Source organism: Methylomonas sp. AM2-LC (genome assembly GCF_039904985.1).
Lineage (GTDB): Bacteria > Pseudomonadota > Gammaproteobacteria > Methylococcales > Methylomonadaceae > Methylomonas.
Genome location: NZ_CP157005.1, coordinates 2,180,853 through 2,205,471, shown reverse-complemented (window position 1 = coordinate 2,205,471; position 24,619 = coordinate 2,180,853). Strand labels below are relative to the sequence as shown.

Below are 24,619 nucleotides of genomic sequence, written 5' to 3'. Positions count from 1 at the left end.
ATAGCAATTTTTATACCTATTAATATAAGCCACTGTTTCTTATATTTACAGCCCAATTGTACGGAGAAAAATAACGCTGGATTGACTCAAAATTAATTAAACTATGTTATTTAACACATTTTTACTGTGTCATATAACCTAAAAATAGTAGCGTAGAAGCTACCTGCTAGCATTACACAGCTGAACAAATTTACGCTTTTAATTCTTATTTATACTTTATTATCATAGTGTTAAGAATATTTTTTCTAAATATACCCAGCTAATTTAAGAAAAAATCTAGCGAATTTACACCATAGCTTGCGCGCTACTGCGGAATTATTTTTAATTAAACTATGTTATATAACACAGTTTAATTAATTAACTGACTTCATAAGTCAATTTTTAACGCTTACGCTATCACAGAGTGAGTGTTGCGGCTCGTAAGCTCACCAATCGGGGTTTACAATTAATTAAGGTTTAATTGATCCTGAAAAGACCATAACCAAAAACCAATGACCGTTAGCAACAACAGCACGGCGATGAGTGTATGCGACTTGGGAATGGCATACTCAGCAGCGATTATTTTTTTGCCATCCAGCATGGCACGCAGCAAATTCTCACGCTGCCAATAACTACTGAACAAAACACCCATAATGTGGATTAATACCAGACATATCATTAGCGTGGCAGCAACATCGTGACATTCTTCCAGCTCTGCCCCACCCAAATCAGCATAGATTAGCCAACCTGAAATACTGCATATCAGACCGACTGACAATATTAGCAAAATGGCAATAGCACCCAGAGGGTTATGTCCAATAGTCGGCTTGGATTGTCTGTTCGGTAAATTTTTAAGGTAGTGGAGCGTGGTGGCAGGTTTATACAAAAAAGCCGTAAAACGCACGTAACGACTACCGACCACACCCCAAAACAGGCGAAATAGTAATAAAGCAAAAAAGCTAAAACCACTGGTGATATGCACTAAGGCCCAACGCTCGCTCTCGGCACTAAAATAGGCCAGCAAAAAGTTAAGTACCAGTAACCAGTGAAAACACCGGGTCGGCAAATCCCACACCAATCTGCGTTGTTCCATAACGGTTTTACCTATTAATGCCCAAGTGATAATAAATAGCTAAGCACATCGCCTTTTTCTTGAGCCGTGCATTCGCGACTCAGCACATCTTTACAATTACGCTTAAACCATTTATCCACTTTAGCGCCACTGGTAAAGCGTTCGGCATTGGCTGCTGGGGCCATGGGTTGTATCTCTTTTTCGGTAACAATATGTTTGCCGGGCATTAAGGGATTATCGGTATGACAACTGGAACAACTCCAATCGCCACCGTGGCGCGCTTTAAAAAACTGTTCGCCACGCCCGGCATCAAAACCCGTAAAACTGGCAGTATCGGTTTTGGCTTGTGCTGAAAACTGGCTTAAAAAATCCTGGGCTTGTTCGGCTTTAAGCGGGTAACTGCTTAGAGCCGCAATCATTAGGATTAGCAGGCTGATTTGGTTAGTCTGTAAACGCATAAGGGCTATTGATAAATGGTGAGTTTAATAAGGCATACCGATAATTTTTTACCGCCTGTCTGTTGCTTGAGTAATTTACACCAAAAATAGGCAAACGAATCAAAAGTTCAGTTTTGATTGATTTTAGCGAAAAAAGTTTAAGTAAATGTTTTGGTAACTATTCAGCTTATTTTTTTCAATTAGAATCAATGGACTATAGGATGCGCTGAACAACGTGAAGCGCATCTGTGGCGATTGATGCGCCTCCTGACGTCGGCACATCCTATCTAGGCTTACTTTTACGGTGAACAGTTACAAAATATCTAAATTACCTCGCGTAGCCACGATTAGCAACAGATGCTGCATAGGATATTGATTTATATATAATTATTACTTAACCTTACTTAAGTTTAATCGCTTCGTGATTATTTCTGCCTGATCAGGCATCCCTAAGTCTTCCAGCAAACTCACTAAATTGGCATTCACTGTCAAAATATTGGGATGTCCTGGTACTAAGCTGTTTTCTAAAATTGCCAACGCCTGTCTCATTAGGGGTTCGGCCTCGGCTAGGCGGTTGGTGTCCTGAAGTAATCGAGCGAGGTTGTTGAGATCTCTGGCCACATTGGGATGATCTATCCCAAAGCTGGCCTCATCAATTGCCAAAGCCCTGCGCATCAGTGGTTCGGCCTCGGCTAGGCGGTTGGTGTACTTAAGCAATTGAGCGAGGTTGTTGAGATCTCTGGCCACATTGGGATGATCTATCCCAAAGCTGGCCTCATCAATTGCCAAAGCCCTGCGCATCAGTGGTTCGGCCTCGGCTAGGCGGTTGGTGTACTTAAGCAATTGAGCAAGGTTGTTGAAGCGTATTGCGACATTGGGATGATCTACCCCAAAGCTGGCCTCATCAATTGCCAAAGCCCTGCGCATCAGTGGTTCGGCCTCGGCTAGGCGGTTGGTGTCCTGAAGTAATCGAGCGAGGTTGTTGAGATCTCTGGCCACATTGGGATGATCTACCCCAAAGCTGGCCTCATCAATTGCCAAAGCCCTGCTCATCAGTGGTTCGGCCTCGGCTAGGCGGTTGGTGTCCTGAAGTAATCGAGCGAGGTTGTTGAGATCTCTGGCCACATTGGGATGATCTACCCCAAAGCTGGCCTCATCAATTGCCAAAGCCCTGCGCATCAGTGGTTCGGCCTCGGCTAGGCGGTTGGTAGCCTTAAATAATTGCGCAAGATCATTTAGCGTCCATGATAGTAAACCATCATCGCCAAGCGGCGTTGCTTCCTCTAATGCGGCTTTCAGTTCAGTTTCAGTTTCCCCCCAACGCGCCAAGGTCATCAAAATTTTGCCAAGCCGTAAGCGTAACTCCACGCGGTACTTGGCCTGCGGTAGCAAAGTCAAATACTCACGCAGAAACGCGATTTTAGTTTCCGACCAGGAATTGAACGTCAACCCCTCCCCCAACATTTTCACTTTGTCGACGAACGACTCAAGTTCCCCTGCCCGCAAACTATCCCAACAAGTAATTAACTCATCAATTTCCGTTAAGTAATCCAGTTGTGGTTCAAACTCCGCACGATTGACGATCCAGGTACCCATATTGTCTAAGGGAATGCTGCGCACCTCACGAAGATAGACTTTGGCGTATTCGGGGTTTCCCTCTTTTACATGCATGTTGGCCAAGCGCAGCTTCTCGCTCGCTCGTTCTTCAGCCGTTCCCACTTCGGACAAGTAGTCGAGTCCAGCATGTAAATCTGCTGAGGAAATTGCGTTATGTGGCGCATCAAACTCGCCATTGTGCAGGCGCTGGCGGTATTCTTCGCGCTTGCGATTTCTCTCCTCTATGGATGGATAAAACTGCGCAAAAAACTCCACCAAAAATGGCAGCCGTTGCCGTGCGCCACGACTGACGTTCATCGCCAGCCAGATATCAAAAAAACCTTCACGTATGGTGTAGAAGCGCGAACGTTTATCGTCTACGTTTTCGATTGAGCGGATATATTGCGATGTAGACAAACGTTTCAGTAACGTTGAGACTTGCGCCTGTTTCATGCGCATTTTAGCGGCGATTGCCGTGGGTGTTTTAGGCTGGTCACGCATGATTGCCAGGGTTTCCAGTACCGCCCGTTCTTGTGGGCCGAGGTCGCGCATTCTATCCTGATAGAAAGGGGTGATTCTATCCAACAACAGTTCAAACTGCCGCTTCACCTCCGAAACTGCCTCATGGGCAATTAACTCGTACAACATTAAGGTCAGGCGCGGACTGCCACCCGTCATCCGATACAGCGCCAACAATTTTGGCCGCAGTTGGCTAAAGTCTGCCAGTAAATCGTTACGTTGTTCCCACTCCAGATTTTTGTGTATCAAGGCTATGGTTTGTGTTTCGGACAGTTGATCAAGAATCTGCACATCAAAAAAGTCGTAGAAGGGTTGTTTATGATCGGTAATTCCACCGAAATGCAGCGGAGCCGTTGCCACCAGCAAGCAGCCGTTGTCTTCCATGAAAAAACCGCGTAGCGCCGCAATGGAACGGGTATCTTTGATTTGCTGTTCGAAAACCTGGTGCAAGTTCTCCAGCATAATGATGAGCGCTTGCTGGGTTTGGCGACGGCGCTTGCGAATGGCCTGAATCAGCGTATCGACGATAATTTCATCGCGTTCCTCACTTGCTAATTGTTGCTGCAATTGCCGCCATTGCGGTTCATCCGGCAAAGTGTCACTCAGAATTTCACACACGCCCAACAAAAAATCGCAGAACGAAAGAACGCGATGCGATTCTTCTGCAAAGCGCACCACGTGGTAAGCACTTGTCAACGCCACATCGCGGCCAATTTCATCTTCGATGAGTGATAATAAATGCGTTTTACCAATACCACGCGGCCCGATAAACAGAAAGTGATGTTTGGGTTTCTTGTTAATCGTTTTGCGCAAAATCTCGATAACATCCTGGAATAGCGACTCCCGACCCACAGTGATACTGCGTCTATGCTCTGGACCTGTGATACCGGCGCGATACAGACCTAATTGCGAACTGGGACGCGAATCACGCATAGTATTTTCTCCACCAATCTTTGAGTAAACCGCTGGCAAAGTCGTATTGGTCTGGCGATGCCTCTACCACGTAAAAATCGTTTTCGAGATCGCGCAGCAACTGATTGAACAGACGTTTTCGCTCATGATCGGCTGGCGAAATACCTAGCGATTGAATAATACGTTCAAACTCTTGTAGCAATGTCGAACGCTCCAGATCAACTGGGCTTAGGCTTAGTTTGGCCAATAGCGCATAGGCGGCTGTGCGTTTGGGTTCGTCGTAATATTGATGGATGCGCGAGTAGTAATGTTGCAGTTTGTCGCGTGCTGCGCTGCTAACGATCAAATCGCCAAATGCGATTTTGACATCGTTCAAAACCAGTGGCCGAGATTCTCGTTTACTGGTGCGATAAAGATCCTGGGTGATCATTTGCAAAAATAATGGCACTGGACGACCAATTCGTTGTGCCACTTCCCTGGGTATACCCTCATCCATGTCCACATCACGCTCTGCTAACATGCGCAACACAAACTCCTCGACCTGAGACGAGGTTAAGACAGGGAGACGTTCTTCGTGCAAAGCGTTGATCAAGTCGAGGGAATCCATTGCATCCAGGGTGCTGGAAAGATTGACTGAGCCACCCAGCAGCCAACGCACAGAATCATGCTTTGGACGCGGATTCAGGCAATGACCACGAAACCAGGCTAAAAACGGACGCACCAAATCCGGATGGTTACGCTTCATGTTCAGGATCATATCCGGAAATTCGTCTACTATGAATAGCAACGGTGTTTTCGATTGCCTAACCACGGTGAAGAAATCATCATCCCCCAAGGCCTTCCATTCATCGTGCAAATTGGGATTTTGCTGACGCAGTGCCACTTTGAATCCGGCAATCTCGACTTTTTCCACTTGACCAAGTAGCTTTCCAATACATTCAGAACCGGTTTGAAATATGTTGCGAAACAACTGCGGGTGCTTTGCTTCGAAAGCATCCAAAAGTGTCAATAGAAATTCGGCGGGATGATCAATATCTTGCACAAATATTGAAATTGCAGAATACCCTGCCTGTGGATATGCAGCCAAATGATCCATAACGCTGGTTTTGCCGGTTCGACGTGGTGCCGTCAACAAAACGTGTTCGGTTCGTAAAGTTTCCCATAACAGATCTATGAAATCATCCCGAAACCACAGATCCTCTGGCTCCAGTGGCGATCCTGTATAAAAATCGGACATAAAATATTCCTAGACAATTTTGTTGTATAACCATGTTGTTAATTAATTATATACATAACAAAATTGTTGTACAACAAAAAACATTCTAAGCGGATTGGGTTGCTACAACCCTTAAGCCAACAGCTAACTGTGGCATAAGCTGATAGTTTCGATTGTTGGGTTAGCGCTATTGAGCCAACCCAACAATCGTGCGTAATTGATTAATGCAATTTTTGCAAAGTCTGCAAAAACTGCGCGGCATCCTGATAACCCACTACCCGACTACTGGTTTTTTCCTGCCCATCTGCTGCAAAAAAGATAATGCCCGGTGGACCAATTAAACCAAAGCGTTTTAATAAGGCTTTATCGTTTTGATTGTTTTCGGTAACGTCGGCACGTAAAAGTACAGACTGCGCTAGGTTTTTTTGCACTTCGGCATTTTTAAACGTATAGGCTTCCATTTCCTTGCAGGACACACACCAATCCGCGTAAAAATCCAGCATAACCGGTTTATGTTCGGCTGCCGCCTGTTTTAGCCTGGCATCCAGTTCTGTCGTACTATGTACGGCTTCGAACACCAGTCCTGATTTAACGGGCGTGCCGCTGTTTTGATTAGCCGTAAAACCTTGCAAAGGTTGCAAGATAGAGTAGCTTCCGGCACTTAAACCAATGATTTCCAGGCTACCGGCCAGCAACACTATAAAACCCAGGCCTTTAGTGAATTTTTGCAGCGGCGTAGCAGGCACTGGCTGCGGTGCAAGTGCATTTAAAAACATGGCCGACATAATCAACAACAACGCCACCAGCAACTGCGTGATGGCCTCCGGCAGGATGCGCGACAGCATCCATATCGCCACAGCCAGCATAATGACGCCAAATACGGCTTTGGTGGTATTCAGCCAGGCACCCGATTTTGGTAAAAATTTGCCAGCAGAAGTGCCGATTAATAATAAGGGTAAGCCCATCCCCAGTGCCATCACAAACAGGGCTGATCCGCCCAATAACACATCGCCACTCTGGCCGATAAAAATAAGGGCGGCTGCCAAAGGCGCTGCCACGCAAGGACCTACTATCAATGATGATAAGGCCCCCATAATTGCCGCCCCCAGATAGGAACCATCACGATGCTTATCGCTGGAGTTTAATACCCGCGCTTGCAGCGCTTGTGGTAATTCCAGATTATAAAAACCGAACATGGATAAGGATAACAGCACAAACAAGGCGCTAAAAGCCGCAATCACCCATGGATCTTGAAATGCCGCTTGTAGATTACTGCCAAACAATGCGGCCAGAACGCCAAACAGGGTGTACATAACAGCAGAAGCCAGTACATAACTTAAGGATAATAAAAAGGCTTTACGGGTGGTAATTCCGTCTCCCTGACCGACAATAATGCCGGATAAAATGGGGATCATGGGAAAAATACAGGGGGTAAAGGCCAACAATAATCCAAAGCCAAAAAAGCTTAGCAGCGTAACGCCCAAGCTATCATTTTGCAAAGTGTTAACAATTTGATCCTGCTCAGAGAGCGGTGCTGTTACGGGAACTGACGAGGCTTCTGCTGCCAAAGCACCTGACAGCGCAGGTAGTTGCAAGTTTACTTGGGTCTGCATGGGGGCATAACATACGCCGCGATCGGCGCATCCTTGAAATTTGGCAGTTAGGGTAAGATTTTGCGCGGCACGCTCGGAGCGCAATAAGGGTATATCAGCACTCACTGCCTGATGATAAATCTCCACCAGCCCAAACTCAGGATCGTTATGCGTTTCGCCCACCGGCAAGGTATAGCTACCCAATTTAACGGAACTGACAGCATCCACACTGATTTTCAGTTTGTCTTTATATAGATAATAGCCTTCCGCTGCCACCCAGCTAACATGCAATGTACCTCCGTCTTTCACTTCGGCAAAAAATTGAAAAGCTTGTTCGGGTTCCAGCAGTTCCTGGTTAAATAAACCCGGAATTAAGGCTTTAACGCCCTGCCCTAGTTGCACTAAGGCGGGCGTATCAGCCACCTTGACAGGCTGGGGTATGCTTAATTCCAACAGATTTTTCTGTGGCGGGTAACAAACCCCAATATCGGCACAGCCCTGATATTTAACCTGTAGTTTGAGAGTTTTTTCGTTCTGTAAATTTTTTATGGGCAGACTGATTTTTATAAAATCGCGATACACCACTTGTTCGCCAAATACGGCATCCTGTTCAATTTGTCCGGCTGGCATTTCAGCCTCGCCCAGTTCAATGCCAGCTGTTTGCGATTGAAATTTAAATTTATCTCTATACAGGTGATAACCGGAGACTATGCTCATTTCCAGCTCTACCTTATCGGCCGAAAACATGTCGGCAGTCAGTTTAAACACCTGTTCCGGTGGCAAAATATCCTGGCCTTCGATAGCGTGGCTTATGCGGGCAACACTTAACAACAAAAGTAGAATAATCAGTCGCGTTGTAAACATGTATCTATCCATTTTATATAGTCCTTGGAACCGCGCTCAATAGCGATAGCAATAATCTCGGGTATTTGGTAGGGGTGTAGTTTTTTTATGGCTGCTTCAATGGCAGCATAATGCCTGTCATGGGTTTTAATTAACAACAAATGTTCCTGCGCGTTTTCTATCTGTCCTTGCCAGCGGTAAACAGAACGGATGCCGGGCAATATATTGACACAAGCGGCTAACTGTTCGTTCAACAGCTGTGTGGCTATGTTATCCGCTGTGTTTTGATCAGGACAAGTACATAATAACAACTGATGCATAACAATATTATCCGGTAAATTGCGAGTAAATGCTTTAGTATTATGTCAATTTTAAAGACTTTTGAGACTGACCGTGAAGCCTATCCAAATTTTGATTGTGTTTTTTTTAGTCATACCGTTTATAGAAATTTATGTGCTACTGGAAGTGGGTAGTTTGATTGGTGCTTTCCCCACCATCTTTCTGGTTGTGTTCACGGCAGTATTGGGCGCGTGGCTATTACGCAGACAAGGCTTCGCTACCTGGCAGCGCTTTCAGGAAAATCTTAAGCAAGGTGTCATTCCCGCTTACGAGATGATAGAAGGACCTATTTTATTAGTGGGTGCCGCGTTGTTATTAACACCGGGCTTTTTTACCGACTTGTTAGGCTTTGCCTGTCTGATCCCTTCCCTGCGCCGCAAAATTGCCCAATACGTCATCGAGAACCACTTACTGACTGCTGATACCGGCAATATGTTCCGCAGTCGTTCCACTATGGAGAGCAATGTGATTGAAGGTGAGTTCAAGAAAGATCAGGAATAAATACTTAAACTGAATCCGCAACCCCCAAGTTACGGATTCAGAACGTACAACTCAGCAATTAATGGCTGTTATCCGCTTCTTCGCTGCTTTCCGGTACAGATGTTGCTTGGGCATCTGCGCCACACAGGGTATTATGACCGAAACCTGAATAAGCAGGACACCAGCCAAAGTAGCTGGTTGCCACCAATACACCGCCAACCAGTAACATTAATACGCTACCCAGGAACAAAGACACAAACAATAGCGCCAGACCAGCATACATGCGGACTTTTTTATCTTTTACGCCAATATTGTGTTCAAATTTTACCAAACGTTTATAATCAAAATTCATGTCCAATCCTCTCTTCTCTAGTTGTGTTTTTATTATCCTGACGCATTGCTTTCCATTAAATAGATAAGCAAATATACACATAGCTCACTAAAAACTGCAAATAAAAATGGATGCTACCCGAATAATTAACACTTTGAATGATGCTCAACGCCTTGCTGTTTCCGCTCCAGCTCAGGCTATGCTTGTGTTGGCAGGTGCAGGCAGTGGTAAGACGCGTGTATTGGTGCATCGTATTGCCTGGCATATAAAAGTCAATCAAATTCCTCCGCAAAATATTTTGGCAGTGACTTTTACCAACAAAGCCGCTCAGGAAATGCGTATTCGGGTGGAAGATTTATTGGCCATCTCCACACGCAGCATGTGGATAGGCACTTTTCATGGCTTGGCGCATCGTTTACTCAGGCAACACAGTAAACAAGCTAAATTACCGGATAATTTTCAGGTGATGGATAGCGATGATCAGTTGCGCCTTATCAAGCGTTTGTTAAAGAATCTGCAAATTGATGATACTAAATGGCCGCCCAAGCAGGTTTTATGGTTTATTAATGCGCAAAAAGAAGAAGGCATACGCGCCCGGCATATGGCCAATAATGGCGACTTCTTTTATAAACAGATGCTACTCATTTACAAAGCCTATGAAGACTTATGTGAACGTTCGGGCCTGGTGGATTTTGCGGAGTTGTTGCTAAGAGCCCATGAACTGTTACGTGACAACGAAGACTTGTTACAGTTTTATCGGAAACGCTTTCAGCAAGTACTGGTTGACGAGTTTCAGGACACCAATACCATACAATACGCTTGGTTACGCTTACTGACAGAAGGCAACAACAATCTGTTTGTGGTGGGTGATGATGACCAATCCATTTATGGCTGGCGGGGGGCAAAAATTGAAAACATTTTTAGTTTTCAAAAACATTACCCTGAGCATCAGGTCATAAAACTGGAACAAAACTACCGTTCTACCACCAATATTCTGCAAGCAGCCAATGCAGTGATTGCTAATAATGACAATCGTATGGGTAAGGAATTATGGTCAGACGCTGGCGAAGGTGAGCGCCTGTCGCTGTATACTGCTTTTAATGAACAGGATGAAGCGTATTTCGTGGTCGAAAAAATCCGGCTGTGGATTAAAGACGGCGGCTTGCGCAGTGATATCGCCATATTATACCGTTCTAACGCCCAATCGCGACAATTTGAAGAACGTTTGATGACCACGGGTGTACCGTATCGGGTATACGGTGGTTTGCGCTTTTTTGAGCGCATGGAAATTAAAAATGCCCTCGCCTATCTGCGTTTATCTACCAATCCGCATGATGATGCCTCTTTCGAACGTATCGTTAATACCCCTACACGCGGTATTGGTTTGAAAACCTTGGATGACATGCGTATGCTGGCGCGTGATTTGCAATTGTCTTTATGGCAGGCAGCGCAGCATATGCTGGCACAAAAACAGTTATCTACCCGCGCCGCGCAGGCCTTACAGGGCTTTATGCAGTTGATTATGCAACTGGCTACGGATACCCAGGGCAAAACCCTGGATGAAACAGTTAAACATGTGGTAGAAACCAGTGGCCTGATTGAATTGTATAAAAAAGAAAAACAGGACAAAGGTGAAGCCAGGGTGGAAAACCTGGAGGAATTGGTGAATGCCGCTAAACTGTTTGATTATGACAGCAGCGCGCTTGAATCTGAAGTACCTCTGAGTGAATTGGACATGTTTTTAACCCATGCTGCTCTGGAAGCGGGTGGTACTCAGGCGGATGCCAGTGAAGATTGTGTGCAATTAATGACACTGCACTCGGCAAAAGGACTGGAATTTAAACTGGTATTTATGGTCGGCATGGAAGACGGTCTGTTTCCCTCGCTGCAATCGGTTGACGACATGAGCCGTCTGCAGGAAGAACGGCGTTTATGCTATGTTGGCATTACCCGTGCCATGTTGCAATTGTATTTAACCCATGCCGAATCTAGGCGCTTATACGGCAAAGATCATTATCCGGAAGCGTCGCGCTTTTTAAAAGAAATACCCACGCAGCTGATTCAGGAAATCAGAATGCGCGCCAATGTTAGCCGCCCCTATGCGCCAACCAGTTCTAATAGCTCTAGCCATACCACGGCGCAGGATACGTTTCGCATGGGCCAGGCCATCAGGCATGAAAAATTTGGCGAGGGTGTGGTGTTACAAACCGAAGGTGAAGGCGAACAGGAACGCGTACAAATTAATTTTAGGCAAGTGGGTATTAAATGGTTGATGCTGGCTTATGCCAAACTGGAGAAGATTTAACAACATTAAACGTGGTCTACCCCCCTACTGATGAAGCCACTGATTTTTATTTTCTTTATATTTGAGCTAATCAGTCCTTGTGCCGTGGCTATTGAGGATGGCGCAGGTAATTATCTGCCTGGTTTTTATGGCGATTTTCAAATGGCTAGCCTACCTAAACGAAGCGGTTTTTATTTAAACAACTTATTTTCAGCTTATCAGGATAACCAAGCCAGCACAGGAAATTTACTGGAAATGCCGGGCATCATTTATGTAAGTGATAAAACCCTATTGGGCGCGACACTTGCCAGCGGTTTATGGCCGACCGTGCAGATAAGCAAAGCCAAGGATGGAGGGAATAGTCAATCCCGTCTGGGCTTGGGCGATCCTTACCTAATGCCGGTTTTGCTAAGCCGAGATTGGGACACTATTAAGCTACAAGGGTTCGAAGGCATTGTGGCACCTTTAGGCTATTATAATAAAGATCAACTGAGTACTGGCTGCAATATCTGGACATTTGATCATAATCTGGCAGTCACCTTTATGCTGCCCAGCGACAATGAGCTATCCGTGGATGTGGGTTATATGCAAAACACCCAAAATACGGCCACCCATTATAAAAATGGCGACGAATTGCATATTGATTATCTGCTGGGGCATTATTTTCAATCTGACTTTGCGCTGGGCATCACCGGTTCTTATTATCGACAAGTGACGGCCGACCAGGCACCTGCACAAAGTTTGGCGAATGTATTTAACCGCGCCGATACCATTGGCCCCGCTGTCATGTATACCCCTCCGCTTGGCAAGCGGAATATTAATATGTCGTTAAAATGGCTGCACGAATTTAATGTGCAGGGGCATATACCGCAGGATTATATTCTGTGGCGGGTAGACAGCCCTTTTTGATATTTTACTGTAGCCGGGGTAAACTGGGTTTTATCTCTGCTGCTTTTGCTGATACATGGCTTTATCGGCACGACCCACAATTTCGCTGGCCGAACAGCCCGAAAACGGAAAAATGCAGCTACCAAGCGAGCCGTGTACCGACAAGCTTTGACTTATACCCGGCGGCTGCATGGGCGCTTGGATAGCCGCGGCTATTTTAGCTTCTAATGCCTCTACATCAGCGTGGCTATCGATCTCTGGCACCAGAACAAAATACTCGTCACCACCTAAGCGGCACACGGTATCGGTATCACGTAATAAGGTCGATAAACGATGCGCCACTTCCTGTAGTACCCAATCACCGCAAGCATGACCCTGTATATCGTTAATGGATTTAAAATCATCCAGATCAATGTAGATGCCTGCCGCTAATTGTTGACCGCGAAATGCATTGGCTATGACACACTCCAGGCGATCAAACAATAATACCCGATTGGGAAGTCGTGTGAGTGGATCATGTAAGGCTAGTTGCTGATGAAAATGGCGTTCTTGTTCCAACACTTGTTTATGCACAAACAGTTCGCGCCTATGTTGCTCTACCAGATAACCCGACACACCACCGATAAGATTGGCGGAAAGAATAAAAAAATCGTGATTGATCATAATGGGCATAGGAAATTCTCGCCACCAGCCAAACAGTAAATTGTAAGTAAGCAAGAAACCAATATCGACACAAACAGCGTAAATAAAACGGGTACCAATAAAGTTATAGGTATAAAAAGTGGTTAATACCAAACCGACGTAATAGTAAACAGCCGTATCGACAGGTAACTGGTACAACATGGCAAGTAAACCACTACCTGCTGCCAGACCCACTAGAGCAAGCAACTCATAAACATGACGCTGAAACAGTGCATGAAAACTGAGGGCAAAAACAATGGCGGGTACCAATAAGGCACTTAACCTGAACAGCCAAACGGTGGTTTTTACTGCTGCCGGTACAAACCAGATATCGAGTATGCCGTATAGCAGATAAACCGTCATACCCACCAAAATAGCGACACGCCCTTGTTGACGCAGACGCTGGAAGTCGTAGTCTCGATATCGGGTTTCGACATCGTCAGCATAGAATCTAAGGGTAAAGGGAGATAGTTTAAATTCAGAAGTCATGCAGTTAGGAATACGATTGAAAAATAGTGCGAAAGTGAATCAGATTATTGCCATTGTAAAGGGGAAAAGCATGCATAACGAAATAAGTTAATTGCTAACTCTAAATTTATAAGGTTTTGAGCTAATGCGATGCCAGAATAACAGCTTTGATCACCAAGCATTGACATTGCTGAAGAGGATGAGTACACAGGAAAACTAATGCAACCTTTAATAGACCCATAAACGTAACCCGTATGCCGTGTAACGACATACGGGTTGGCTTTTCAATCTTAACGCGATAAGCCAGAATAGGTCGTAATAGGCGAAGCCGTATTGCGACACTGTTGCTTTCCACAATGCGGCATTAGGCTGAAGCTAATGCGTCCTTTGCGGCTGGCAGGTTGGTAATTGCGACTTACCGCGTTAATTGTCTCAGTTTACTTAATAAACAACATTTCCTGATAAGTTGGAAATGGCCACAAATTATCGGCAACTTCGCTTTCCAGTAAATCGGCATATTGACGCACTTCGTCCATTAATGGGCGAATGGTTTTTGCGCAAAACTGCATATGTTCTTCAACCGTGGCAAAATCATGTTTGTGTAACGCTGTACTGAGTTTGCTGACGGTGTCAGTCATGTTAGCCAAACTTTCTGCTATCTTAAGCATGCTGGCATTATCCAAGTCTACACCAAAACTTTTAAGGCTGGCTGCTGTTGCGGACAATTCGGACAGGTATTTCACTACTGCCGGATATATGCCGGTTTTGGCCATACTGATAACCAATTTGGCTTCCACATCAATAGCCAGAATATATTGTTCTGCGTAAATTTCAAAACGACTGGCCAGCTCGACGGGCGATAATACGCCAAATTTGCTGAACAATTCCACGATATAGGCTTCTTTTAATACGGGTAAAGCATCGGCTGCTGTTCTTAAATTGGCTAACCCACGCTCTTCTACCGCCATTTTATGCCACTCGGCAGAGTAACCATTCCCGCCAAACACTACCGCTCCATGCTGATCGATAATGTCTTTTAGGGTTTTCAGAATGGCGGTATCCAAATCAACACCTGCAGACAGCTGGCTTTCCAGGCTATCGGCCACCCAATCCAGTGATTCTGCCAGCATGGTATTCATGCTAACCAGTGGGCCTGCCACCGATTGCCCAGAACCTACTGCACGAAATTCAAAACGATTACCAGTAAATGCAAAAGGTGAGGTTCTATTTCTGTCACCTGCATCTTTATTAAACACTGGCAGTGTATTGATGCCCAAATTCATCACTCCGGCGTTTAAAGAACCGGTAATTTTGCCATTACTGATTTGTTCGAAAACATTATCCAGTTGCGAACCTAAATACACAGACATGATGGCAGGAGGTGCTTCATTAGCACCCAAACGGTGATCGTTACTGGCGGTGGCAATTGCGGCACGTAACAGCGGGCCATATTTGTGCACTCCGCGAATAACCGCTCCACAAAACAATAGAAATTGCGTGTTTTCGTGCGGGGTATGGCCAGGATCGAGTAAATTGCCTTGTGTAGCGTTACCCACTGACCAGTTAACATGTTTACCTGAGCCGTTAATGCCTTTAAACGGTTTTTCGTGCAGAAGACAAACCAGCCCGTGTTTTTTGGCGGTATTTTTCAAGACGGTCATCAATAACTGCTGATGGTCGGTCGCGACATTGGCCGATTCGAAAAACGGTGCAATTTCAAACTGACCGGGAGCTACTTCGTTATGTCGGGTTTTAGCGGGAATACCTAAGCGGTACAACTGTTCTTCCACATCCTGCATATAAACTTGAACGCGTTCAGGAATTGCTCCGAAGTAATGATCATCAAACTGCTGACCTTTAGCCGCTGAAGCACCAAACAGGGTTCTACCCGCTAATAACAAATCGGGTCTGCTACTGACAAAATTGGCATCGACTAGAAAGTATTCTTGTTCAGCGCCACAGCTGGAATTAACCGTAGCAATGTCTTTATGCCCCAACAGCGATAAAACCCGGGTGGCGGCTTTGTTCATGGCGGCGTTAGCACGCAGTAAAGGCGTTTTTTTATCCAGTGCTTCACCGGTCCAGGAAATAAACACCGTTGGAATACAGAGTGTTGCACCGTTATCTGTCGTCATTATATAGGCAGGGCTGGTGACATCCCATGCCGTATATCCGCGCGCCTCAAACGTGGAGCGTATACCACCATTAGGGAATGAGGAACCATCCGGCTCGCCTTGCACCAATACTTTACCGCTAAATTCAGAAATGACGGAGCCGTCACTTTGTACAGAAATAAAGCCGTCGTGTTTTTCTGCTGTGGCATTGGTTAAGGGATAAAAGACGTGGGCGTAATAAAGTGCGCCTTTGGAGAGCGCCCAGTCTTTCATGGCAATGGCCACCACATCGGCAATGGACACATCTAATTCGGCACCCACTTCAATGGTTTTCTTAACGGATTTAAATACCTCTTTAGGCAAACTTTCTTTCATTTTACTGAGCGTAAAAACATCAGTAGCCCATAAATCGCTTAGCGATTCTGGCATTTTGGCTGGCATGGGTTGTCTGTTAGTGATGGTTTGAACGGCTTGAACGCGGGCAGTATTTCCACTCATATTTTTTCCTTTCGCTTTAAACAGGGGGTTTACAATTTCAGTAGTCAATTGCTAGCAATTTTCGAACCGATTTTGCATTTAACTGAGAATATGCTCTAAATGACTAAGGAATGAGGGGTAATAAAAATGTTAACTTCATCACATACCGCAAGTAAACGCACCGAAATGGTGCTGTAAACTTTTTTAGCTACATCTTGGTGCAGATTAATAATTGCTGTTTCAGGGTGCTATCACCTGTAGCGATGGAAAATAGGATTGGTATCGGCCTTTGTCGCGGGTAAGAATACTCCAACCTTTTATAGCTGCGTGTGCGCCGATGTAAAAATCGGGCAACGGCGCATGCTTTGTCCCACCCGCTTTACGATACTTCAAAAAGCATTTACCGGCCAGGAAAGCAGCCTCATAGGGTAAATCAGCCCGTTGGATGTAATCGGAGGGCAAGGCATTTTCTAAGTCTTCAATACGTTTAAAACCAACGGAAATTTCTGAATAAATTATGGGGTTTATGTACAGTATAGATTTCTCGGCTAATTCAGCCAGGGTAGTTGATGACCATTCATACCAGTGTTGATCTGCTGTAAAAATATCCAATAGTACATTGCTATCAACCAGTATGGGCATTATTCGCCTCGGGTTAAGCGCATAATTTCGTCGGTACTCATTGAAACAGTGCTTTTGCCGCTCATAGCTTCAAGCAATTTTTTTCCACGCACTGATTCTTTAGCCTTACGAATCCGCAGTTCATCCCCTATACGTTCAAATTCAACATCGGTGTGGGGTAGCATTCCCAATGCCTCCCTAAACTCTTTTGGAATGGTTATTTGGCCTTTCGAAGTAATCAGCATTAGCAAACTCCTGATAGTAAGAATAATACCAGTATTACATATATTAAAAATGAAATCTAATTCTCAACGCCTAAGCAGGAAGATTTGGTAAATAACGAAACGAATTGCTACAAGTGCGGCTTTGATCATACCGGGCATTACAATGAAGCTAATTTACCTTAACAGGTTATAATTACAATTAAAATCAACATAATTACTGAGTTTTACGCGACCCTTACTGACCCCCACAACAATGCATGTATCGAACTAGCCTGCTAGCACTTATGCTCATTTCTGTACCGACTCATGCCAATGAAGAAAGTGTTTGCTTTGGCAGTCAGGATAGTGGGCGTCTTGAGCATGGCTGGCAACTGCCCTCTGGTGGTAAAAATTATACTGCCTACAGCCAAACGGGGGTTTTGTTAGGCAGAAATTATGTGCATAGCCAAGTTTATAAGGTTGTTGTAGACGCTTACGCTATGTTAGAAACACAAGCTCCCGCAAAGGTTTTTGTTTATGGGGAGTCGGGTGATAAAGACGGCGGTAAGTTTAGACCGCATAAAACCCACCAAAACGGCTTATCTGTGGATTTTTTTGTACCTGTTGTCGATAGTGATGGTGTTTCTGTGCAACTGCCAACCTCTATTCTAAACAAATGGGGCTATGGTATTGAATTTGTAGGCAGCGGTGAATACCATGGCTTAAACATTGATTATGATGCAATGGCTTTACATCTTTGGACCTTAAAAGCTTCCGCAGAGAAAAATGGCGTAAAAATTTGGCGTGTTATTTTTGATAACGATCTTCAGGTGCAACTATTTAAGTCGCCTGAAGCGAAAGGATTAAGGGAGGTGATGGCCTTTTCAACCAAAAAACCGTGGGTTAGGCATGATGAGCATTATCATATTGATTTTAGTGTGCCATGCCAGCCTCTCAGCTAAATTTGTAAACACTAATGTTTTTTTAGTATAAATATATGTCGCCAATGTATCTTATTTTGCTTAATGCTTTCTTTATGGTTCTATTTGTTTTTTAAATTACGGTTTGTTTATCTTTTGGAGAGAGTTTAAAAACAAAAATTCGGCATTATATGTATTCTGTTTCAACCAATTTCCTATGGCAATAAGATTCTATAAAATATTTTTACCGACTTTTTTTATAATTTTTTCTATCAAAATTGCATTTGCAATATTTCAGATATATAAATTGACTCTACAGTAAGAATTAAAATGGATTCACATTATTTATCTGATATTGGCCTATATTGTACGCTTGCTGTTTTTTTTGCAATAATTTTTATTCTACCTTTTAGAAAATTACCAGAAGAAAAAATGAAGCTATCGTTACATTCTGAAAGATGTACGACTTATTGGAAAGCAATGCATGGTATATTAGTATCTGGTGGCCCATCGGCAAGAATTACTTTTTATGATAATTTTTTTATTGTTGCACGGGTGACGATACAGCCAAATGTACCGATTCCTGGACAATTGACGTTATCTGCGGCAAATCAGCATTGGCAAGATGGCAATGGTGCGCCCTTGAATATTGACATTAGTACACTGGATTTGAGTAACGTTCAACTTCCAGCAAATTCTCTATATCGCGCTCAACCAAATTTTGATGGAAGTAGTTTTTCATCTGCCAATGATGCCTTCGTTTACGGTACTGTTACCCTTTATCCAGGCCCTAATAATACTGTTGTTGGTGGGTATGATACCTATAACTTTGATTATAAAGATTGGTCTTTAAGTACAGCTCCGAGAAACATTTCCACATTTTTTGCTAAGGTTATCGCCGGAAATGGTACACCTTACAAAATTAATTTTACTGGAACTGGTCAAGTAGGAAAAACTGCAAGCGGTTCTGGAGCTTCAAATGCCACTAATCAAGCAGCAAATGCTGCGGCAGCCGCTGTTAATAGTGCAATGGATAATATTAATTCCATTTTGAGTGCACCAGTACCGTCAGCACCCGTATCATCGCCGAGTTCAGGAACGACATACCCATGTCCGGCATGTTTGCCATCTAATTTTAATGATGAGCAAATTAGCGCAGCTGATGGTGGATTCATACTGTATCCGAATATGTCTAATACAAGTCAAATTCAAAGCGTTTATAGCAAACACTAGCTAACCGCTTAATTTGGAAATGGATAATTGTAATGGCAAAAATAGAGGAATTTTTTCTTGTCCGATGCTATGACAGTATTTCTTCGTAAGTGCATTAGTGTTACATTTGCTACCTTAGCTTTATTTTCGGCACTGTTCGCTATTGTTTTTATTTTAGGGGCATTTAGCGGCATTGCTGAAGATACAATTCAAAATGCGCGAGAAATCTCAAAGTCTTTTTCTCTCGCATCTGGCTTTGTTGAGCGTTTCAAAAACGAACATGGTCGCTTTCCTTATGAAAACGAATTTTCAGAGTGGGCAAAAACTCAACCCGAAAATATCAGTCTGCATGATATGGAAATCATGTACTTTCAGCAGCAATTCCCTCCCGAAGTTATCGAAAAATTTGGATCACCACCCATCGATAGTTATATCATAGAATATTGGAGAGGTGAGTGGGAAGAATACTATGCTTCGTGGGTCAATGCTTCTACATTAGAGTTAGACGTTAAGAAGTTATATTTCCTTGGCCTTCCTCCATTTCTTGATAGTTTATCGCTTTTTGTTCTAAGTTTGGTACTTGGTGCTATAGCTTACTTTATCTGGACGCGCGATGTTGACGCTGGTTGAAAATAAGGATAACGAAGTAAGTTACAACATCGTAAAATTTACTAGAAATATTTGTCAAAGAAAATGTGCGTTTTAGTTCGGTTAAAGCAATTTATCCATACTATTTTCATCACGGTGCTTTTTTTTGGATTTGGTTTGGCAGGCGCTGATGTTTCAAATGATAAATATTTAGTGTTTGTTGGTGAGAAAATAAGCGTTGACCCTGTTATTCCTATTCATGGCGAGGCTAAATTTGATCTACAATTTACTGCTAAATATCGAGTCCTAGAAAAAATTTATGGGGATTATGATAGTGAGTTTATCGAATTCAATGTATTCGATCATCACGGATTTCCTTCCTTTGCAAAATATGAACATGCGCTAATTTATATCGTGATCCACAACGGGAAGTATTATCATGCAAAGTATATGTATTCGCCCTTGTTCGAAACGGTAGACGGTAAGTGGGCTGGGCCTTATTATGATGCCGAAGACTATAATCATGTCAACAATACTGATACGCATATCAAGCCTGAAATTATTTTATTTCGGAAACCGGTAACATTCGATATTTCGCACTGGCAATCAAGCGATGTTAAAAAGTTTTATCCTAAGTGTAGCTGCTTGCAATCGAAAACGCGCAAACCAGCAATCAGCGCAATTTTCGACCGGAATTATCTGCAACTGACGGCGGCTCAAACCGACATTATTTGCAACTGAACTTGCAATCGATTACGCAAACTTGCAATCATCCAGCGCAAACCAGGATTATTTGCAACTGACACCAGTTCCAGAAACTCAACACCAAGGAAACAATATGGACGTTGATTCGTTGACGAGATAGTTGGACGATCAAGACCAGATTCGGCGTGAAGCGCATCTTGGCAAGACAAACTTCCAGAAAACGGACGTATTCTGGACTTGTTATTTTCCGAAGTCAGTGTCAGCATGTGCGCCGTACGTTACGAAGGATTGGTATGTATTTCATACGCGCTACTCGCTTGGAATCACTTAGTTACAGCCTGGCGATTTCTAATTTGTAGCTGCTTGATTGGCAAAAACCGACTCAAGTCCGTATTTTATATTAGATATTTGGGGTGCTTGTTAATGACGCAACTGACTTTCGTTAAGAAAAAACTCTAATTATCCCGTACTGGAATTAAGGCGCTTTAACCGAGCATGAACCTAAAAGTAAAAGTATTTTCAGTAATTTTCTTTACAGTAATCATGCTAGTCAGTTCCATCCAATTATTTGACACATATTACTTTCTACCAAAAACTGTTTTGAAAATTAACGAACTACCTAAGTCCACTGAGATTATTGAATCAGGTAATAACGCAAGTATTGGGACTCAGCTATTTGTTAACCAATGGTTATTTGGCATATCAACTGAACAACTGCCAATAATTTTGTCTGGGCACCAATACTTATCATGTACGGGAGTATCTAAAGGCTACATAGTAGCCGATACCCTACAACGCCACAAAAAGTTCTTTTATTCCAACTGTTATGAATTCAAAGATGATTCATCAAATATTCGGCCACTTACGAGGATTTTTGCAAATAGCACTGACACAGAGCTATTGGTTGAGTATCAGACTGATTAATATGACAACAAATCTCTCAACCATGACGCTTTGCGCATACGGGCATGCTAAAGACTGCGAGCAAGCGTTCATTTTATATTGAAGACTGAGTCTTAATAGCTGACTGTGAATGGTCGAGAGTGATTTTTCAGTTGCAAATAATCCTGGTTTACGACAGATAATTGCAGGTTGGTGGCAACGATTGCAGGTTCAGTTGCAAATAATGTCGGTTTGAGCGCCCGTCAGTTGCATTTAATTCTGGTCAAAAATTGCGCTGATTGCAGGTTTATGGGTTTTTGATTGCAAGCTACTACATGTAGGTCTTATGAAGAACATCGTTGTGTTGCTATTCACCACAGCTTCAATTTTAGTTTCAGTAACCGGGTACTGTGATCAGTTGCGGTTCACGGGGAACACTCGCGCCGATATTACTCTGATAAAAGATGCACTACGTAATGTGCAATTACTGGCTCAGGCTAAATTTGCATGTGAGAGCATAGAAGCTGTTGAGGCAGAGGCGCTGCCAGAAGACTACAAACCACCCAGTGGGCCTTACCCAGAGGGAGAAGCAAAAACACAGTATGAAAGCTGGATTGTCACGCTGTGCGGGAGGAAAGATCAGTTCTTGATTGCTACATGGCATACCCCACCAAACCCCGGAGTTATGTTCCGTGTGGGATTTCCTTTTCCTTCGGCACCCAAGCAATGAGGCCAATTCATTAAAACCTTTTAAGCTTGTCGTGACAGATTTTTGAACTGATCCGGCCAAGTAAATAAACTGATTATTTTTTATCATGGATTTAAGTCTTAAATTCATGAAGTTAACTAGCATTTACTGACCTGAATTGTGCTTAAGCGCAATTGAATTCTAAATTTTTTGAACTTTTCAAAACATGTCATCGAATTGACATATTCGTTATTTATAATGACTCCAAAAATAAGGCCGTAACGCCTGCTTTTGCTGCTTTTGCTGCTTTTGCTGCTTTTGCTGCTTTTGCTGCTAGATTTTTCTTTCACCCCTCTTTTTCATAAAGGATTGTGAAACTCATCGCAGCGTAAGGAAGTGCTGATCTCAGATATAAGCACAGCTCGTTCACTAGATGTGTTTATCCACTCAGCCATAACGTATCCATTCAAGTTGGTTTAACCAACTGAATTTTAAACTCAGCGCCCATGCGCTGTAGTTTGACCCATAACACTCGCAAGACTGTTGTTAAACCCTTCGTCTGAAGGATTCAAAAACGTGCGCGTCAAAAATGCGCCTGTTAAGGATGGGTATATTCGTGAAAATGCGTTATTTTATTGCTTTATTGGCGGTTATTAGCTGTTTGGATGCACAGGCCACCTCTTATAATGCCAATCTGTCGCAAGGTGTGAAGTGGTTAACCGGTCAGCAGAATAATGACGGTAGCTGGGGTGCTAATCCTAATTTACAGCCGGTATACACCAGCGCGGCGGTGCAGGCCTTAGCCAGAGCTTATAACACGGATGCCGCTTATTATGCCGGGGTCACCTGGCTGGAAGATCATGCCATCAACAATGTGGATTTGACTTCCCGTAGTGCGGAAGCCTTGATCAGCCACGGCGATAGCCTGGGCGCTGCTTTGACCTATTTGAACAATGACCAGTATGTTAACAGCGGCACTTATGCCGGTTGGGGCTTGAACGGCAATTACACCAGCTCCACCTTGGACACGGCGTTAGCACTGATTGCCATTAAAGACTTAGGGACAGACGCCAATCTAGCCGCCGCCGTGACTTTCCTGCAAAATCAGCAAGGCACAACTGCTGGTAATCAAGGCTGGACGATTAACAGCAGCTCCAATACCAGCAGCGATCCCGCTGTCACCGCTATTGTGATTCAGGCATTAGCCAGATTCACCGGTACTTATTCCGCGCTATCCACCAATATTGCCAATGGATTGACTACCTTAAACAGCCAGTTGAACAGTGCTTCTCCGCCTATTCAATTGGCATTGGCGGCACAAGCGGCCCAGGACGCCGGTGATACAGCCAAGGCGACGACTTTTCTAAATTACCTGGTTGCCAGCCAAAGCACGACTGACGGGTCTTGGAATCAAGACCCTTATATCACTGCCGTAGCCACTCGGGCCATTGCTACCAATGTGCAGGCGGCTGCGCAAAGCACCATCGTGCCGATTACCGATCAAAATCTACAGGCCGCCATCAACAAGGCTTTGGGCCGGAACGCAATGGACAGTCTGAACTTAGGCTTACTAGCGCAACTGACCACGCTTAACGCTGCCGGTGACGGCATCAGCAACTTAAGCGGTTTGCAAAACGCGGTTAATCTTAAAACCATCAATTTGAACAACAACAATCTTGCCAACATTAGCGCCATTAGTTCCTTAACGGGCGCGACCGTCACTTGGTATGACAATCCCGGCAATCCTAGCAATCCGCCTGGCACACAAGTACCGGCCATGCCGCCATTAGCCATGCTGATATTGGCGGCTGGTTTGTTCAGCATGATGCAATTTTTCAATCGTAAACCGGTTTCCGGCAAGGCCGGGCAGTTATTCGGTTTGCTGGTAATGTGCTTGCTGATGGTCAGCGGTAATAATACTTACGCTCAAACTGTAACGAGCAACGGTAATAACTCGCTACCTGCGCCAGCTACGACCTTGCCGGAATTACGCGCCAAGGGATTGCCTGCGGAAAAGTTACAAATTATTCAGCAAATAGGTGGCAATGTTCTGCAAGCCAAGCGCACCGCTACGGTGGAACCGGGTGATAAAGATGTGTTAAATCAAGTTCAGGCGACGGTTGCTAATTTACTTAAAATTGAAAAGCAAGGTGTTGGAAACATCGGGCTGAGCGCTAATGCTCAATCTCAACAAGAGGGTGCTTTAAAGAAAGCGCAATCGGCGGCTTGGGAAGTTGTGACAACACTGCGCCAGGAAAGTAGCTTATTACAAGGCTCAGGCAAAAAATTGCCTAAAAAGCAAATTCTATCCGGCGGTAAGCACGTAGGCGAGCAGCGCGGCAGATTGTATGTGTTATGGGCTAATCAATTGGATAACATTCTGGGTAATCAAGATACCAGCGCCCGGTTAAAGCAATTGACAGATTTAAATAATCAACTTCTACCCGTAACCAGTATCTCTAAACGATTAGATAATCCCGGCAGCACACCGAAAATGCATCTTAATTCGCGTTTGTAAGCCCCAAGCAATGAGTGATAGTTGTTATCAATCTAACGAACAAATTAAAAGGAT

At 44.0% G+C, this 24,619-nt stretch carries 21 protein-coding genes; 9 read left to right on the top strand and 12 right to left on the bottom strand.

From position 1 onward, the window contains the following. Nucleotides 1-445: 445 nt before the first annotated feature. The 6 genes from ABH008_RS10045 to cutA all read right to left on the bottom strand — a co-directional run bounded on the left by ABH008_RS10045 (nucleotide 446) and on the right by cutA (nucleotide 8,486). Entirely contained in the window at nucleotides 446-1,072 is a 627-nt protein-coding gene (locus ABH008_RS10045; protein WP_347989721.1) for a cytochrome b/b6 domain-containing protein, read from the bottom strand. A 14-nt stretch (nucleotides 1,073-1,086) separates the two neighbouring features. Further along, nucleotides 1,087-1,509 (bottom strand): DUF1924 domain-containing protein, encoded by a 423-nt coding sequence (locus tag ABH008_RS10040; protein ID WP_347989720.1) that lies wholly within the window; start codon nucleotides 1,507-1,509, stop codon nucleotides 1,087-1,089. Nucleotides 1,510-1,878: 369 nt separating this feature from the next. Further along, nucleotides 1,879-4,536 carry a tetratricopeptide repeat protein gene (locus ABH008_RS10035; RefSeq protein ID WP_347989719.1) on the bottom strand — a complete coding sequence of 886 codons (2,658 nt, stop codon included), beginning with the start codon at nucleotides 4,534-4,536 and terminating at the stop codon, nucleotides 1,879-1,881. Beyond that, nucleotides 4,529-5,752, bottom strand: coding sequence for a hypothetical protein (locus tag ABH008_RS10030; protein ID WP_347989718.1), 1,224 nt, complete (start codon nucleotides 5,750-5,752; stop codon nucleotides 4,529-4,531). The genes ABH008_RS10035 and ABH008_RS10030 overlap by 8 nt, the downstream gene beginning before the upstream one ends. A 200-nt stretch (nucleotides 5,753-5,952) precedes the next feature. Beyond that, nucleotides 5,953-8,187: a protein-disulfide reductase DsbD gene (dsbD, locus tag ABH008_RS10025; protein WP_347989717.1), complete on the bottom strand. Its 2,235-nt coding sequence runs from the start codon at nucleotides 8,185-8,187 to the stop codon at nucleotides 5,953-5,955. Further along, on the bottom strand, nucleotides 8,169-8,486 hold the full coding sequence (cutA, locus tag ABH008_RS10020; protein WP_347989716.1) for a divalent-cation tolerance protein CutA: 318 nt from the start codon (nucleotides 8,484-8,486) through the stop codon (nucleotides 8,169-8,171). The genes dsbD and cutA overlap by 19 nt, the downstream gene beginning before the upstream one ends. A 73-nt stretch (nucleotides 8,487-8,559) precedes the next feature. Here cutA and ABH008_RS10015 point away from each other — a divergent pair, with 73 nt between their 5' ends. Next, nucleotides 8,560-9,006, top strand: coding sequence for an FxsA family protein (locus ABH008_RS10015; protein ID WP_347989715.1), 447 nt, complete (start codon nucleotides 8,560-8,562; stop codon nucleotides 9,004-9,006). A 58-nt stretch (nucleotides 9,007-9,064) separates the two neighbouring features. Here ABH008_RS10015 and ABH008_RS10010 read toward each other — a convergent pair whose 3' ends face one another. Beyond that, on the bottom strand, nucleotides 9,065-9,337 hold the full coding sequence (locus ABH008_RS10010; protein ID WP_347989714.1) for a DUF2892 domain-containing protein: 273 nt from the start codon (nucleotides 9,335-9,337) through the stop codon (nucleotides 9,065-9,067). Between the two features lie 106 nt (nucleotides 9,338-9,443). Between ABH008_RS10010 and uvrD the strand changes: the two genes are divergently transcribed. Further along, the gene (gene uvrD, locus ABH008_RS10005) at nucleotides 9,444-11,621 is read left to right on the top strand and encodes a DNA helicase II (RefSeq protein WP_347989713.1); all 2,178 of its coding nucleotides are present in this window, start codon (nucleotides 9,444-9,446) and stop codon (nucleotides 11,619-11,621) included. A gap of 30 nt (nucleotides 11,622-11,651) precedes the next feature. Beyond that, nucleotides 11,652-12,509 carry a transporter gene (locus tag ABH008_RS10000; protein ID WP_347989712.1) on the top strand — a complete coding sequence of 286 codons (858 nt, stop codon included), beginning with the start codon at nucleotides 11,652-11,654 and terminating at the stop codon, nucleotides 12,507-12,509. 30 nt (nucleotides 12,510-12,539) lie between these two features. On the opposite strand, the gene ABH008_RS09995 is transcribed toward ABH008_RS10000, so the two are convergent. From ABH008_RS09995 to ABH008_RS09980, 4 genes are all read right to left on the bottom strand, one after another. Further along, nucleotides 12,540-13,658, bottom strand: coding sequence for a GGDEF domain-containing protein (locus tag ABH008_RS09995; RefSeq protein ID WP_347989711.1), 1,119 nt, complete (start codon nucleotides 13,656-13,658; stop codon nucleotides 12,540-12,542). A 416-nt stretch (nucleotides 13,659-14,074) separates the two neighbouring features. Next, complete coding sequence (locus ABH008_RS09990; protein ID WP_347989710.1) at nucleotides 14,075-16,249, bottom strand: glutamine synthetase III; 2,175 nt, start codon at nucleotides 16,247-16,249, stop codon at nucleotides 14,075-14,077. A gap of 219 nt (nucleotides 16,250-16,468) precedes the next feature. Next, a complete protein-coding gene (locus tag ABH008_RS09985; RefSeq protein ID WP_347989709.1) occupies nucleotides 16,469-16,870 on the bottom strand; it encodes a type II toxin-antitoxin system VapC family toxin in 402 nt (133 codons plus the stop codon). Further along, nucleotides 16,870-17,094: an AbrB/MazE/SpoVT family DNA-binding domain-containing protein gene (locus ABH008_RS09980; protein ID WP_347989708.1), complete on the bottom strand. Its 225-nt coding sequence runs from the start codon at nucleotides 17,092-17,094 to the stop codon at nucleotides 16,870-16,872. The genes ABH008_RS09985 and ABH008_RS09980 overlap by 1 nt, the downstream gene beginning before the upstream one ends. 263 nt (nucleotides 17,095-17,357) lie before the next feature. Here ABH008_RS09980 and ABH008_RS09975 point away from each other — a divergent pair, with 263 nt between their 5' ends. The 4 genes from ABH008_RS09975 to ABH008_RS09960 all read left to right on the top strand — a co-directional run bounded on the left by ABH008_RS09975 (nucleotide 17,358) and on the right by ABH008_RS09960 (nucleotide 20,513). Beyond that, nucleotides 17,358-18,014 carry a penicillin-insensitive murein endopeptidase gene (locus tag ABH008_RS09975; RefSeq protein WP_347989707.1) on the top strand — a complete coding sequence of 219 codons (657 nt, stop codon included), beginning with the start codon at nucleotides 17,358-17,360 and terminating at the stop codon, nucleotides 18,012-18,014. Between the two features lie 288 nt (nucleotides 18,015-18,302). Then, complete coding sequence (locus ABH008_RS09970; RefSeq protein ID WP_347989706.1) at nucleotides 18,303-19,205, top strand: hypothetical protein; 903 nt, start codon at nucleotides 18,303-18,305, stop codon at nucleotides 19,203-19,205. Nucleotides 19,206-19,262: 57 nt separating this feature from the next. Continuing rightward, nucleotides 19,263-19,814: a hypothetical protein gene (locus tag ABH008_RS09965; RefSeq protein WP_347989705.1), complete on the top strand. Its 552-nt coding sequence runs from the start codon at nucleotides 19,263-19,265 to the stop codon at nucleotides 19,812-19,814. Nucleotides 19,815-19,865: 51 nt separating this feature from the next. Continuing rightward, the gene (locus tag ABH008_RS09960; protein ID WP_347989704.1) at nucleotides 19,866-20,513 is read left to right on the top strand and encodes a hypothetical protein; all 648 of its coding nucleotides are present in this window, start codon (nucleotides 19,866-19,868) and stop codon (nucleotides 20,511-20,513) included. On the opposite strand, the gene ABH008_RS09955 is transcribed toward ABH008_RS09960, so the two are convergent. After that, nucleotides 20,489-20,743 (bottom strand): hypothetical protein, encoded by a 255-nt coding sequence (locus ABH008_RS09955; RefSeq protein WP_347989703.1) that lies wholly within the window; start codon nucleotides 20,741-20,743, stop codon nucleotides 20,489-20,491. The genes ABH008_RS09960 and ABH008_RS09955 overlap by 25 nt on opposite strands. Nucleotides 20,744-21,777: 1,034 nt before the next feature. Between ABH008_RS09955 and ABH008_RS09950 the strand changes: the two genes are divergently transcribed. After that, on the top strand, nucleotides 21,778-22,089 hold the full coding sequence (locus ABH008_RS09950) for a hypothetical protein (RefSeq protein ID WP_347989702.1): 312 nt from the start codon (nucleotides 21,778-21,780) through the stop codon (nucleotides 22,087-22,089). Nucleotides 22,090-22,663: 574 nt separating this feature from the next. Next, complete coding sequence (locus ABH008_RS09945) at nucleotides 22,664-24,565, top strand: prenyltransferase/squalene oxidase repeat-containing protein (RefSeq protein WP_347989701.1); 1,902 nt, start codon at nucleotides 22,664-22,666, stop codon at nucleotides 24,563-24,565. The last annotated feature ends 54 nt before the right edge of the window (nucleotides 24,566-24,619 follow it).

Coding starts and splice junctions, on each gene's coding strand:
- dsbD (WP_347989717.1), bottom strand. CDS start 8,187: ATGTTTACAACGCGACTGATTATTCTACTTTTGTTGTTAAGTGTTGCC.
- ABH008_RS10000 (WP_347989712.1), top strand. CDS start 11,652: ATGAAGCCACTGATTTTTATTTTCTTTATATTTGAGCTAATCAGTCCT.
- ABH008_RS09990 (WP_347989710.1), bottom strand. CDS start 16,249: ATGAGTGGAAATACTGCCCGCGTTCAAGCCGTTCAAACCATCACTAAC.
- ABH008_RS10030 (WP_347989718.1), bottom strand. CDS start 5,752: ATGTCCGATTTTTATACAGGATCGCCACTGGAGCCAGAGGATCTGTGG.
- ABH008_RS10045 (WP_347989721.1), bottom strand. CDS start 1,072: ATGGAACAACGCAGATTGGTGTGGGATTTGCCGACCCGGTGTTTTCAC.
- uvrD (WP_347989713.1), top strand. CDS start 9,444: ATGGATGCTACCCGAATAATTAACACTTTGAATGATGCTCAACGCCTT.
- ABH008_RS09980 (WP_347989708.1), bottom strand. CDS start 17,094: ATGCTGATTACTTCGAAAGGCCAAATAACCATTCCAAAAGAGTTTAGG.
- ABH008_RS09995 (WP_347989711.1), bottom strand. CDS start 13,658: ATGACTTCTGAATTTAAACTATCTCCCTTTACCCTTAGATTCTATGCT.
- ABH008_RS09985 (WP_347989709.1), bottom strand. CDS start 16,870: ATGCCCATACTGGTTGATAGCAATGTACTATTGGATATTTTTACAGCA.
- ABH008_RS10035 (WP_347989719.1), bottom strand. CDS start 4,536: ATGCGTGATTCGCGTCCCAGTTCGCAATTAGGTCTGTATCGCGCCGGT.
- cutA (WP_347989716.1), bottom strand. CDS start 8,486: ATGCATCAGTTGTTATTATGTACTTGTCCTGATCAAAACACAGCGGAT.
- ABH008_RS10040 (WP_347989720.1), bottom strand. CDS start 1,509: ATGCGTTTACAGACTAACCAAATCAGCCTGCTAATCCTAATGATTGCG.
- ABH008_RS09975 (WP_347989707.1), top strand. CDS start 17,358: ATGCTCATTTCTGTACCGACTCATGCCAATGAAGAAAGTGTTTGCTTT.
- ABH008_RS10010 (WP_347989714.1), bottom strand. CDS start 9,337: ATGAATTTTGATTATAAACGTTTGGTAAAATTTGAACACAATATTGGC.
- ABH008_RS09955 (WP_347989703.1), bottom strand. CDS start 20,743: ATGCTGACACTGACTTCGGAAAATAACAAGTCCAGAATACGTCCGTTT.
- ABH008_RS09970 (WP_347989706.1), top strand. CDS start 18,303: ATGGATTCACATTATTTATCTGATATTGGCCTATATTGTACGCTTGCT.